Annotated in this window: 13 protein-coding genes; 7 read left to right on the top strand and 6 right to left on the bottom strand. The window is 72.8% G+C overall.

Features of this window, described 5'->3' with window-relative positions; genetic code table 11:
* Nucleotides 1-200: 200 nt before the first annotated feature.
* Complete coding sequence (locus A5481_RS09305; protein ID WP_425350163.1) at nt 201-908, bottom strand: (5-formylfuran-3-yl)methyl phosphate synthase; 708 nt, start codon at nt 906-908, stop codon at nt 201-203.
* The gene (locus A5481_RS09300; protein ID WP_064503895.1) at nt 905-1,444 is read right to left on the bottom strand and encodes a DUF3280 domain-containing protein; all 540 of its coding nucleotides are present in this window, start codon (nt 1,442-1,444) and stop codon (nt 905-907) included. The genes A5481_RS09305 and A5481_RS09300 overlap by 4 nt, the downstream gene beginning before the upstream one ends.
* 210 nt (nt 1,445-1,654) lie before the next feature.
* Here A5481_RS09300 and A5481_RS09295 point away from each other — a divergent pair, with 210 nt between their 5' ends.
* The 7 genes from A5481_RS09295 to A5481_RS09265 all read left to right on the top strand — a co-directional run bounded on the left by A5481_RS09295 (nt 1,655) and on the right by A5481_RS09265 (nt 7,133).
* Nucleotides 1,655-2,851, top strand: coding sequence for an ABC transporter substrate-binding protein (locus A5481_RS09295; protein ID WP_053082539.1), 1,197 nt, complete (start codon nt 1,655-1,657; stop codon nt 2,849-2,851).
* A gap of 157 nt (nt 2,852-3,008) precedes the next feature.
* On the top strand, nt 3,009-3,956 hold the full coding sequence (locus A5481_RS09290; RefSeq protein WP_425339764.1) for a YVTN family beta-propeller repeat protein: 948 nt from the start codon (nt 3,009-3,011) through the stop codon (nt 3,954-3,956).
* Between the two features lie 217 nt (nt 3,957-4,173).
* The gene (locus A5481_RS09285; protein WP_048436270.1) at nt 4,174-4,596 is read left to right on the top strand and encodes a cupredoxin domain-containing protein; all 423 of its coding nucleotides are present in this window, start codon (nt 4,174-4,176) and stop codon (nt 4,594-4,596) included.
* A gap of 64 nt (nt 4,597-4,660) precedes the next feature.
* Complete coding sequence (locus A5481_RS09280) at nt 4,661-4,900, top strand: hypothetical protein (protein WP_048436271.1); 240 nt, start codon at nt 4,661-4,663, stop codon at nt 4,898-4,900.
* Complete coding sequence (locus A5481_RS09275) at nt 4,897-5,646, top strand: ABC transporter ATP-binding protein (protein WP_048436272.1); 750 nt, start codon at nt 4,897-4,899, stop codon at nt 5,644-5,646. The genes A5481_RS09280 and A5481_RS09275 overlap by 4 nt, the downstream gene beginning before the upstream one ends.
* The gene (locus tag A5481_RS09270) at nt 5,643-6,500 is read left to right on the top strand and encodes an ABC transporter permease (RefSeq protein WP_048436273.1); all 858 of its coding nucleotides are present in this window, start codon (nt 5,643-5,645) and stop codon (nt 6,498-6,500) included. Before A5481_RS09275 ends, A5481_RS09270 begins: the two co-directional genes overlap by 4 nt.
* A 24-nt stretch (nt 6,501-6,524) precedes the next feature.
* Nucleotides 6,525-7,133 carry a hypothetical protein gene (locus A5481_RS09265; RefSeq protein WP_048436285.1) on the top strand — a complete coding sequence of 203 codons (609 nt, stop codon included), beginning with the start codon at nt 6,525-6,527 and terminating at the stop codon, nt 7,131-7,133.
* A 442-nt stretch (nt 7,134-7,575) separates the two neighbouring features.
* Here A5481_RS09265 and A5481_RS09260 read toward each other — a convergent pair whose 3' ends face one another.
* From A5481_RS09260 to A5481_RS09245, 4 genes are read right to left on the bottom strand one after another with little or no spacing between them, the layout of a single operon-like run.
* Nucleotides 7,576-8,370 carry a formylmethanofuran dehydrogenase subunit C gene (locus A5481_RS09260; RefSeq protein ID WP_048436274.1) on the bottom strand — a complete coding sequence of 265 codons (795 nt, stop codon included), beginning with the start codon at nt 8,368-8,370 and terminating at the stop codon, nt 7,576-7,578.
* Nucleotides 8,367-9,299, bottom strand: coding sequence for a formylmethanofuran--tetrahydromethanopterin N-formyltransferase (fhcD, locus tag A5481_RS09255; protein WP_048436275.1), 933 nt, complete (start codon nt 9,297-9,299; stop codon nt 8,367-8,369). The genes A5481_RS09260 and fhcD overlap by 4 nt, the downstream gene beginning before the upstream one ends.
* Complete coding sequence (locus A5481_RS09250; RefSeq protein WP_048436276.1) at nt 9,287-10,915, bottom strand: formylmethanofuran dehydrogenase subunit A; 1,629 nt, start codon at nt 10,913-10,915, stop codon at nt 9,287-9,289. The genes fhcD and A5481_RS09250 overlap by 13 nt, the downstream gene beginning before the upstream one ends.
* Complete coding sequence (locus tag A5481_RS09245; protein ID WP_048436277.1) at nt 10,909-12,042, bottom strand: molybdopterin-binding domain-containing protein; 1,134 nt, start codon at nt 12,040-12,042, stop codon at nt 10,909-10,911. Before A5481_RS09245 ends, A5481_RS09250 begins: the two co-directional genes overlap by 7 nt.
* Nucleotides 12,043-12,254: the final 212 nt, after the last annotated feature.

The following is a 12,254-nucleotide window of genomic DNA, read 5'->3' as shown; positions in this document are numbered from 1 at the left end:
GGGCACCCTCCCCCGCAGAGGGGGGAGGGGGAAAGCTCGCGCTATTTCTTTTCCCCGGACAGTCCAGCCGCGCGCGGGGAGAGGGAGAAAATTCGCGCCATCCTCGACCCCCGGCAGCCCTGCCCACACGAGAGAGGGGATCCCGCGCCATATCTTGGCTCGGATCCGCTCGCGACCAGCCCCCGCCCGCACGGTCACGATCACGCGGCCTCGACGCGGGGCACGATCGCCGCGAGGCGTCGCGCGCCTTCCGCGATCCGCTGCGGATCGAGCCGCCCCGTCCGGTCCGCCGCCGCGCACAACCCGCCGCGGAAGCCGAGATAGCCCGGCCCCAAAGCCGCCAGGGCCGGGATGTCGTCGAGGGCGAGCGAGCCGGCGAGACCCGAGAGCAGCCCGTGCGCCCGGCACGCGGCCGTGAAGCCGGCGAGGCGCGGAAGCGGCAGGTGGTCGGTGAGCCGGCGCCCGTCCTTGCCCCTGGTATCGATCATCGCGCCCGCGAACCCGGCGGCGGCGAGCGCCGGCACGTCGGCCCCGTCCGGCCCGTCCTCGGCGAACAGGACCGCGATCACCGGGAGACCGGCGGGCAGGCGCAATCCGGCCGATTCCCGCCCCGGCGCCCAGGCGATCTTGAGGTAGCCGACACCGGTGCCGGCGAGCGCCGCGAGGCAGGCCGTGGCCTGCGCCCCGTCCCGCGGCTCGCCCGCCACCGCGCTCGACAGCCGGTCGCCGGCGGCGGCCGCGATCGCCCGTACCGTGTCGGCCGGCAGCGCCCCGAGGGCGCCGCGGTCGGGGTCCTTGGCGTCGATCAGGTCGGCGCCGTGATCGCGGGCGAGTGCCGCCTCGGCGGCGTCGCGCACGCTGACGAGGAGGCGGGTGCGGGGAGGGGAGGTGGGGGGCACGGGGATCAGGTCCGGTTCGGCAGCGGCTCGGCGAAGAGGCGGTTCTTCACCAGCGACCGGACGCCGTGGAGCCAGGTGTCGTCGGTATCGCCCTGGATCACCACCTGGCCGCCGCGCAGCACCTTGCCGCTCCCGGCCTCCGTGATGGTGATGCTCAGGTTGAGCACCTGGGGGGCGCTGCGCTGGACGTAGCCGTAGACGACGAGGGCCGCCCCGGCCGCCCGGGCGATCGTCTCCGCGCAGCCCTCGCATTTGTAGAACGGCGCGTCGCGCCGGATCGCCGCGGCCTGGGGGCCGAGATCCACCGGCTCGAGCCCGCGCTCCGTCACCGCCCGGCGCAGGGCCTCGCTGGCGAGGCCGAGCCGCCGCGCATCCTCCGGCCGCAAGGGGCGCGGCCCGATCGTGCCGGGCTCGGCGAGCTCGATCCCGAACACCGCCGCCTTGTCCATTCGAGACGTGTCCGTCGGTGGCTTGTCCTGCGCCGCGGCGGCGGGCAGGCCGACGAGCAGGGCCGCGAGGGCCGGAAGGGCGCGGAGAACCAGCATCGGGCGGACCCTCGCACGCCGACGGCCGGCGGCGCAACGCGCAGGCCGGGCGCCCGCCTTCGGACTTTCGGGGGAGGGTGCGGGTCTTAAGGAATCCTCATCGATGAGGCGTTGAGGCCGCCGGAGAATCCCTGGTAGCGTGCCGCCCGCATGGCACAGTTCCGCAAGGCCACCCTCGCCTCCCTCGGCCTCCTCGCCTCGCTGGCGGGAATGCCGGCCGCCCGCGCGCAGCAGCAGGCGCCCGCCGCGCCCCCGGCGGCCGCGCCGCAGGCCGCGGAGATCCGCATCGGCCTGATCTACCGGCCGGCCCCGGCCCCGTCCTCCTACGACGCCCAGGCCGCCCCCGAGGACGAGGGGCTGGCCGGCGCGAAGCTCGCGATCCAGGACAACACCACGACCGGCCGCTTCGTGCGCCAGAGCTACGCCCTCGACGCGGTGGCCTTGGGCACCGCCGCCCCCGGCGAGCCGACGCCGCAGAGCCCGGTGGAGGCCGCCCGCGGCCTCGCCGCCAAGGGCCTGCGCTTCATCGTGCTGGCGCTGCCCGCCGACGAGGTGCTGGCGGTGGCCGACGCGCTGAAAGGATCGGGCGTCACCCTGTTCAACGCGGCCGCGCCCGACGACCGCCTGCGCGGGACCGATTGCCGCGCCGACGTGTTCCACGTCGCCCCGAGCCGGGCGATGCAGACCGATGCCCTGGCGCAGTTCCTCGCCTTCATGCGCTGGCGCAAGCTCTTCCTCATCACCGGTCCGCAGGACGGCGACAAGCTGTGGGCCGAGGCGATGAAGCGCTCGGCGAAGAAGTTCGGGCTCCAGGTCAGCGCGGAGCGGCCCTGGACCTTCGGGCCGCTGGCGCGGGCCCGCGGCGACACCCCGACCCGGGCCGAGGCCCTCGTCTTCACCCGCGGCCTCGACTACGACGTCGCCGTGGTGGCGGACGAGGCCGGCGATTTCGGCGACTACGTGCCGTTCCACACCGTCGATCCGCGGCCCGTCGTCGGCACGCAGGGCCTCGTCCCGACCACCTGGCACCCGACCCTGGAAGTGTGGGGCGCCGCCCAGGCCCAGAACCGCTTCCGCCGCCTCGCCGGCCGGCTGATGCGCCCGCTCGACTACCAGGTCTGGGCGGCGGTGCGGGCGGTGGGCGAGGCCGCCTTCCAGAAGAGGACGGTCGACCCGGCGGCGCTCGCGGCCGCCATCGCCGATCCGGCCTTCAGCCTGCCGGGCTACAAGGGCGTGGCCTTGAGCTTCCGTCCCTGGGACCACCAGCTGCGCCAGCCGCTGCTGCTGGTCCAGCCCCAGGCGCTGGTGGCGGTGGCCCCCGAGCAGGGCTACCTGCACCAGCGCACGCCGCTCGACACGCTCGGGATCGACCTGCCGGAGACGCAGTGCAAGCTGACGAAGTCGTGACCCGGCCATAAGTCGGTCTCGCGCGCGATGGCGCGGCGGGCCAGGTAAGTACCCGAGATGTAAGAACCCGAGACCAGAAGACGGACCGCGGGGACAAGAGCGCGGCCGGAAGGGAGGATGAATGAGCCGTCACCGGATCGGACCGGCGCCCTGCGCGATGCTCGCGGCCGCGCTCCTCGCCGCCGCGCCCGCCCATGCCACCACGGTCTATGTCACCAACGAGAAGGGCAACTCGGTCAGCGTCATCGACGTCGACAGCCTGAAGGTCACGGCGACCTGGCCGGTCGGGCGGCGCCCGCGCGGGATCACGGTGGGGAAGGACGGGAGCCTGCTCTACGTCTGCGCCAGCGACGACGACCGCATCGACGTGCTGGACACCAAGACCGGCAAGGTCGTGCGCTCGCTGCGCTCGGGGCCGGACCCGGAGCAGTTCATCGCCAGCCCCTCCGGCAACCCGCTCTACGTCGCCAACGAGGACGACAGCCAGGTCACGGTGCTCGACATCGAGAAGAACAAGGTGGTGGCCGAGGTGCCGGTCGGCGTCGAGCCGGAGGGGATGGGGTTGAGCCCGGACGGCTCGATCCTGGTCAACACCTCCGAGACCACCAACATGGCCCACTTCATCGACACCAAGACCTTCCAGGTGATCGACAACGTGCTGGTCGACGCCCGGCCCCGCTTCGCCGAGTTCAGCCAGGACGGCAAGTGGCTCTGGGTCTCGGCCGAGGTCGGCGGCACCGTCTCGGTCATCGACGTCGAGACCCGCAAGGTGGTCAAGAAGATCACCTTCAAGATCCCGGGCGTCACCGACGAGCAGATCCAGCCGGTCGGCATCCGCCTGACCCGGGACGGGACCAAGGGCTTCGTGGCGCTCGGCCCCGCCAACCGGGTCGCGGTGATCGATGCCAGGACCTACGAGGTCGAGAAGTACCTGCCGGTCGGCCAGCGGGTGTGGCAGCTCGCCTTCACGCCCGACCAGAAGCTGCTCTTCACCACCAACGGCACCTCGAACGACGTCTCGGTGATCGACGTCGCGGCGATGAAGGTGACGAAGAGCATTCCCGTCGGCCTGTTGCCGTGGGGCGTCGCGGTCTCGCCGCAGTAGTTTTCCCCACCGCGCTCCGAGACCAGTGGAGCGCGGGATCCCCTCTCCCGTTTGGGAGAGGGGTAGGGGTGAGGGTGACACGCTTCCGAATGTAGATCCTGCCGTCGTGCTGGCAGCGTGACGGTTGGAGTCAGACTCAGAACCGTAGCACCCTCACCCCCGGCCCCTCTCCCACACGGGAGAGGGGAATGTGCTCGACCTCCCATCCGGATCATCCATGCGCGTCCTTCTCACCGCCGCCCTCACCGCGAGCCTCCTCGCCACCCACGCCTTCGCCCACGACCTCACCAAGGGCCGCACCGACCTGCCCGACCTGGTCCTCGGCGCCGAGGACAACGACTACGCCGTCCCGGTGAAGGACATCGAGATGGAGGCCGGCAAGTCCTACCGGCTGCGCATCACCGCCAAGGGGCAGAAGGAGTACAAGTTCTTCGCCAGCGAGTTCTTCCGCGGCGTGTGGATGAACCAGATCGTCATCAATCACCTCGAGGTGCACATGGCCGGGCCGCCGCACCACCTCGAATTCGACGACCAGGGCACGATCGCGGTGGAGTTCGTGACGGTGCGGGCGGGCGAGTTCCCGTGGTCGGTCCAGGGACTGGAGAGCCGCGGCATGACCGGGCGCTTCATCGTGAAGTGACAGGGGTTTGCGGCTCCCCCCGCGCGGCCTACATCGCCCCGAAAGAACCGGAGGAATCCCACGGATGCGTCTCGCCCTCGCCGCCCTCATCCTGCTGACGGCGCTCCCCGCTCGCGCCGACGACGCGGCGTCGTGCCGGGACGGCATCGCGACGATCAAGGCCGAGCTGGCGAAGTCGCCGCCCGAGGCGGTCGCGCGGACGCTCAAGAAGGAGCTGCGCGTCGCCGAGCGGGAACTCGGCGAGAAGGAATACGACGAGTGTCTCGACGCGGTGCGGGACGCCCGCTGGGCGCTCGGCCGATGAGCGCGGAGGCGCTGGCGGTCGAGGGCGTGACCCATCGCTTCGGCGCCCGCACGGCGCTCGACGACGTGTCGTTCGCGGTGCCGCGCGCCGCCTTCGTGGCGCTGCTCGGGCCGAACGGCGCCGGCAAGACCACCCTGTTCTCGGTGGTGACGCGGCTCTACGCCAGCCAGGCCGGCCGGGTCGCGCTGCTCGGGCACGACCTGAACCGCGAGCCGTCGCGTGCGCTCGCCCGCCTCGGCGTGGTGTTCCAGGCCCGCACCCTCGATACCGACCTGACGGTGCGCCAGAACCTGCTCTACCACGCGGCGCTCCACGGCATTCCCCGCAAGGCGGCTCTGGCGCGGATCGAGTCGCTGCTTGCCCGCATCGGCCTCCTGGAGCGGCGCGACGACAAGATCCGCACCCTGTCGGGCGGCCAGTCGCGGCGGATCGAGATCGCCCGGGCGCTGATCCACGCCCCCGACCTGCTGCTCCTCGACGAGCCGACCGTCGGCCTCGACCTCGAATCCCGCGCCGACATCGTCGCCATCGTCCGCGCGCTGGTGCGGGAGGAGGGGCTGTCGGTGCTCTGGGCCACCCACATCTTCGACGAGGTCGACGCGGGCGACCGGGTCGTGGTGCTGCATCGCGGCCGCATCGTCGCCCGCGGCCTCGCCGGGGCCTTGAGCGAGCCCTCCGGCTCCCTCGAGACCGCGTTCCGCCAGATGACCGCCGCGCGCGGACCCGAGCCGAGGAGGGTCGCATGAGCGCGGGGGCGAGCCTCACCCCGGTCCGCGGACGGCTCGATGCCGGCGGCTACCTCATCGCGCTCGCCGGCATCGTCCGCCGGGAGCTGTTGCGCTTCTTCAACCAGAAGGAGCGGTTCTTCTCGGCGCTGGTGCGGCCGCTGGTCTGGCTGTTCATCTTCGCCGCCGGATTCCGCAACACCCTCGGCCTGTCGATCACGCCGCCTTACGAGACCTACGTCCTCTACGAGGTCTACGTCGTGCCGGGCCTCGCGGTGATGATCCAGCTGTTCAACGGCATGCAATCCTCGCTGTCGATGGTCTACGACCGCGAGGTCGGCTCGATGCGGGTGCTGCTCACCAGCCCCTATCCGCGCTGGAGCCTGCTCTTCGCCAAGCTCGTCGCCGGGGTGATCGTCTCCTTGATCCAGGCCTACGTGTTCCTGGCCGTGGCGAGCTTCTTCGAGACCGACATCCCGTGGATGGGCTACCTCTACGCCCTGCCGGCCTTCCTCGCCGCGGGGCTGATGCTCGGCGCGATCGGGCTGTTCCTGTCGTCGCTCGTGCGCCAGCTCGAGAACTTCGCCAGCGTGATGAACTTCGTGATCTTCCCGATGTTCTTCGCCTCCTCGGCGCTCTACCCGCTGTGGCGGATCAACGAATCGAGCGCGACGCTCTACTGGATCTGCCAGATCAACCCGTTCACCCACGCCGTCGAGCTGGTGCGCTTCGCGCTCTACGGCGCCTTCAACCCGGTTTCCTGCGCGGTCGTGGTCGGGACCGGACTCGCGTTCTTCGTCATGGCGGTGGCCGCCTACGATCCCGGCCGCGGGCTGCTCGCCCGGCGCGGCGGCCCGGCCGGAGATGCGGGCTGACCGCCTGTGAGAGAGATGTCCATGATGCTCCGTTCCGCTCTCGCCACGCTGCTGATCCTCGGCGCCGCCCCGGCGCTCGCCCAGCCCAAGGCCGATCCCGACTGGCCCTGCGCCCAGCGCAAGGTCTCGACCCTCGGCCCCGGCGCGGTCTGGACCGGGCCCGACCCGACCCAGGCGCTGGCCGAGTGGGGCAACGACACCGACGCGGCCCTGCTCGCCCAGAAGATCGCGTCGCGCCGGCTGCCGCTGGAGGAGGTCGACGGCCTCCTCGACGCCTTCGCGGGGAAGCTGGACAAGGCCGAGAAGGACGCCCGCCTGACCCGCGTCTTCGCCGGCGTGTTCGAGGTGCTGAACGGCGAGCGCGACAAGGTGGTGGCCGGCATCGGCCGCTACGCCCGCGGCCAGCGGGTGATGGCCGAGCGCATCCGCGACGAGGCCGGGAAGATCAGCGAGGTGAAGACCGCGCCGGACGTGCCCGACACCAAGGAGCTGACCGAGCTCGAGACCCGCTTCGCCTGGGACAAGCGCATCTTCCAGGAGCGCAGCCAGTCGCTGACCTATGTCTGCGAGGTGCCGACCCTGCTGGAGCAGCGGCTGGGCGCGATCGCGAAGAAGATCCAGGCGAGGTTGTAATACGATTTGCGATTCTTCAATTCGAAAAAGGTAGAGCGCGACTCCCCTCTCCAGGCGATGCCGGGCTTGCCGGAGGATCCTTGCCCGGTATCGCTGCAAGGCGTGGGAGAGGGGCCGGGGGATCGAAGATCCCGCGTGAGGGTGACACGCTTCAGTATAGAGCGCTGAACGTCGTGCTGGCAGCGTGACGTCCAGAGATTGATCCTGAAGCGTGTCACCCTCACCCCTACCCCTCTCCCACACGGGAGAGGGGATCCGGTGCTTTATCGATCCAGAAATAGATAAGGCGAAGATCGCGCAGAGAATCGGATGGTCGCTGAGTAGCTACGGTGGGCTATTCTGCCATGTCCCATGCCATTCCGGGTTCCGCTGTGCGGCCCCGGGATGACATCGAGGGGGGGAGAACCGTCGGAGAGGCAACCCCGGCCCGTGGTCGTTGCTCTCACCCCGCCGGCGTGAACAGCTCGCCCTTGCCCAGCGTCGCGAGGTCGCCGCCGTAGCGGCGCATCGGCGCCCGCAGGAGCGACGCCGCCTCCGGCGCCAGGGCGTCCAGCGACTTCGCCAGGAGCTTCAGCACCACGAGGTCCTGCCGCCCGGTCTCGACGAAGGTCGGCAGCAGGGCGCCGTGGCGAGCGGCGACCAGGGTGCCGCGGCGCATGCCGTAGCCGGGATGGTCGCCGATCGCGTCGGCCACGATCGTGCCGGCGATCATCCGGGAGCCCGCATGGGCGCCGGCCGCCGTCGCGACGATCAGCCCGGCGCGCATCCGGTCGCCGAGGCGATCGCCGGCCGTGCCGTCGATCACCAGCGTCGCGCCGTCGAGCCCGGCCGCCGCGCCGTGGAGGGCGCCGCCGGCGCTCTCGCCGGCATCGCCGGCGATGCGGATCGTGCCGCCCCTGGCGGCCGTGCCGGCGAAGGGGCCGGCGGAGCCGGAGACGGTCACCGTCCCGCCCGTCATGCCGGCGCCGAGGCGCTGGCCGACATCGCCCTCGACCACGATCCGCCCGGCGGACAGGCCCGCGCCGACCCGGTCGAGCCGGTCGGTGGCGCCGACGATCCGTACCTCGTCCGAGCCGTCGAGCCGAAGCGCGAAGCAGTCGCCCAGCGTGAGGCCGCGCCGGCCGGTGCCGACGACCAGGCGGGCGGCCTCCGCCTCCGACAGGCCGGCGAGGGCGGCGGGGGTGAGGCCGGCGAGGTCCAGGCGCTCGGGCGCCTCGCGGAGCGTGAGGGTGCTCATGCGGCCTCCCCGATGAGGTCGCGAAGGTGGAAGTGGTGGCGGCCGAGGTTGCCGCCGTAATTGCCCGCCGTGACCGCGACGAGGCCGAGATCGGCCCCGGCCCTGGTCGAGGCGTGGAGCGCCGCCCGCATCGCGGCCGCGACGCTCGCCGACGACAGCCCGTCGATGACGATCTCCAAGACCACGTCGACCTCCGGCGGCAGGGCCGAGCCGGCGCGGCCCTTGAGGGTCGGGCAGTAGGCGTCGTTGGTCGAGGCCATCATGCCCTTGGTGCGCGCGCCGACCTTGGAGCCGGAGCGCACCACGCCGCCCGGGAAGGGCAGGATCACGTCGGGGATCGTGCGCGCCGCCGCGACCGCGATCTCGGCCACCCGCAGGGTGTCGGAGAAGCGCCGGCCGAGGAACAGCAGGTTGCCGCCGCCGACCGCGCCATTGATCGTCGGGACCGAGTGCTCGCACAGGAACTCGCCGTCCATCACCGGCGTGCGCCAGTAGCGCCGGCCTTCGACGCGCTTGGCCGTGGCGAAGCCGTCGCCGAAATAGCGGATCGCGCCGCCGAGCTTCAGGGCCTTGCCGACGTTGGGGTCGTCCCAGGCGATCCCGGCGAAGACCGCGCTGCCCGGCGAGGTCAGCACGCATTGCCCGACCCGGCGCAGGAGCTGGTCCTTGAGGCCGCCGGCATCGAAGCCGAGCAGCAGCACCCGCACGCCCGGGCGCCCGTCCGGGGTCTCGCCGGGCGAGAGCACGGCATCGATCCCGGCCTCGGCACCGCAGCCGATCACCGAGGTGGCGAAGCCCGTCATCGTGGTCGCGGCGATCATCGCCCATTCGGGCGTCTCGGCGGTCAGCACCAGGGCGGTGGCCGCCATGTCGAAGGCCTCCGCGAAGGTGTCCTCGACCCGGATGCCGTGGAGAATCAGGTCCGGCATGACACCGCCTCGAAGACCTCACGATCGGGAAAAGCCGCATCGGGTACGGTGAAGCTCGAGAGACCGGCGCCGAAGCGGCCCTGGAGATAGGCATCGGTCCGCCGCGCCATGCCGGCATCGGCCTCGACGGAGAGGCTGAGCGTATGGCCGCGGGTCCAGGCGACGACCTCGCCGTCCTCGACGATCACCGCGCCGTCCTTCAGCACCCGGTGGGCGCGGGCGAACATCGCGGTCCGGTCCGGCTGGTCGCGGTAGATCGCGACGTCGGCTCGTGCCCCGGGGCGCAGGTGGCCGCGATCGGCGAGGCCGAGGAGCTTCGCCGGGCCCGAGCGGGTGAGCTGCGCCACCTCCGACAAGGTGTATTCGCGCTCGATGCCTGCCAGGCCCGAGCGTTCGGCGGCGACCTTCGGGTGGGCGGCGACCTCGCGGTCGCGGGCCTCCTTGTCCATCAGGAGGTGGAGGATGCGCGGATAGGCGGTGAAGGGCCCGCCATTCGGGTGGTCGGTGGTCAGGATGGTGCGCTCCGGGTCGGGCGAGAGCAGCATCATCTCGAGCCCGATGGCGAATTGCAGCGACGAGGTCGGGCCGCGGTCGCGGTAGCGGAACGGCACGATGCCGCCGCCCTCGGCGTCGCCGGCATTGACGATCCATTTCCTCGGGCTCGCCGCCTTGCGGCCGGAGAACTGGCGCAGGATGTCGAGCGAGATCGTCGCGGTCTGGCCGAACACCACCTGGCCGATATCGAGGGTAGCGTTGGGATGGCGCGCCAGCGCCTCGGCGATGCGCGGCGCGGCCGAGGTGAAGCCGCCGGTCAGCGGGTTGTCCTTGTCGACCGCCGCGTAGGCGTAGAACTGGGCGTGGGCGAAGTGGATCCGCCGGCCTTCCGCCGCTTCCAGCGTCTCGATCAGGCTGTCGTCGGCCCCCGGCAGGCCGAGATTGCTGCAATGGACGTGGAGCGGGTGCGGCACCTTCAGCGCCTCGACCGCGTCGAGGAGCCCGTTGAGGATGGTGCGCGAGGTCAGCCCGTAGGCCGGCACCTCGTCGTCGAGGGCGAAGCGGACCGCCCCGTCCTTGAAGGCGTCGGCGCCGCCGGCATTGATGACCTTGACCCCGAGCGCCCGCGAGGTCGCGACGTTGAGCGCCACGAGGTCGCGCACGGCATCCGCGCTCTCGCGGTCGCGCAGGAGCTGCAGCAGCTGGTCGTCGTTGCCCATCACGCACAGCCCGCCCCGGTCGAGGAGCGGGATCTCGGCGAGCTCGAGCTGGGTCGCGAGCGCGTTGACCGGCGGCATCGCCGGCTCGACCGCGGTGGTGTAGCCCATCCGGGCGTAGAGCATCCCGACGTCGCGGCCCGACCCGTGCGGGTTCGGCGCGTCGGGCTCGGAGACGCCGAGCTCCGGCAGCAGCAGGCGCGCCAGCACCACGTTGCCGCCGGCGATGTGCGAGTGGACCTCGACGCCGCCCGCCATGACGATGCAGCCGGCGGCGTCGATGGTGCGGTCGGGCGCGCGGTCCGAGGGGGCGACGACGCGGCCGTCCTCGATCCAGACGTCACTGACGGCGTCGCGCCCGGCGGTCGGATCGACCACCCGGCCGCCGGCGATGCGGGTCAGCATGAGGCGGAGCGCTCCGGGTTCGAGACGGGGAAGGCCGCGAGCCGGGCCTGAAGGTCGGCGAGGATCGCCGCCGCGGACGGCAGGACGTCGGGCTGCGGCGCGCCCGCCCCGCGGGCCGCCTCTTGCCGGGGCGCCTCCTGCCGGGCCGCCTCCTGCCACGCGATGGCCGCGCGGCGCGGGTGCCAGAGGGCGGCGCCGAAGGCCTCGCCCGGCACGCCGACGCCGATCACCACCCGCGCCTCGTCGCCCGTCGGCGCGCCGAGGAGCGCGACGGTCGGCACCCTGCGGGTCCAGGCGGGGAGGGGGGCCGGCAGGGAGGCGAGCCAGAGCGCGGCGTCGATCTCGCCGGATTCGGCCTGGCGCGCGGCGTCGAAGCGCCAGGGATCGTGCTCCGGGCGCCCGCGGCCGAAGCCGACCCGCGGTCCCTGGCCGGTGCTCCAGGCGGCGACCTGGGTCACCGCCCGGCCCTGATGGGGGTCGCCGAGCGGCAGCGCGAAGCAGCGCGTGACCTCGTTGAGGTCCTTGACGAGGCCGTTCAGCATCTCGGCCGCGAGGGCGCCGATCTCGGAGGGATCGTAGACCACGACGCCGTAGAGCGCCCCGCGCAGGCGCGACGCGAGGTCGGCGAGGGGATGGGGGCCGGCGATCCGGCCGGCGACGAGGCCGCGCAGCAGCCCGATATCCGCCGGCAGCCCGGCCTCGCCCGCGGGGTACGCCACGTGCCGGACGCCGCCGTCGCCGGGGCCGCCGAGGGCGAGGAGCGCGCGGGGCTGCCCGGCCGCGCGGCCGCGCACCGGCGCCTCCACCGCCAGGTCGCCCGGGAGCCCGGAGGCCCACGGCGCGGCGCCGAGCACCAGCACCAGGTCGGCCCGGCCCCGCGCCTCGGCCGGGGTGGTGGTCATGGCGCCGCCCGAGGCCAGAGCCCCGAGATCGGCGTAGAGGCCCGCGCCCGCGGCGGGATCCAGGGAGGCGCCGATCGCCCGGGCGAGGTCGTACGCCGCCTGCACGGCGGCGGCCTCGGCGCAGAGACCGGCGATCACCGGGCCGTGCGCCTCCGCGAGCAGCGACGCCGCCGCCGCGACCGCCGTGCCCCGTTCCACCGCCTGCCCGTCGATCCAGGCCGTCATCCGCCCTCGCTGGTTCCTGCCGCGCGGCGTCCCGCCGGGCGCTGCGTCACGCAGGGACGGTTGCACCCGGGCCCCCGGCCAGGCAAGTCCCCCGAAAGTCCGGCTTCGGCCCGGCCTCCCGCCGGGCGAATATCCGCCGTGCCCGAGTTGCCCAGCCGGCGGCCGGTGTGGGACAGTCCGGCCCCGAAACGGCTCCCGCGGAGCCGCTTCAC

This window comes from Methylobacterium platani (genome assembly GCF_001653715.1).
GTDB classification, from domain to species: domain Bacteria; phylum Pseudomonadota; class Alphaproteobacteria; order Rhizobiales; family Beijerinckiaceae; genus Methylobacterium; species Methylobacterium platani.
The sequence above is the reverse complement of the archived record's forward strand: the minus strand, read 5'-3'. Positions and strand labels throughout refer to the sequence as shown.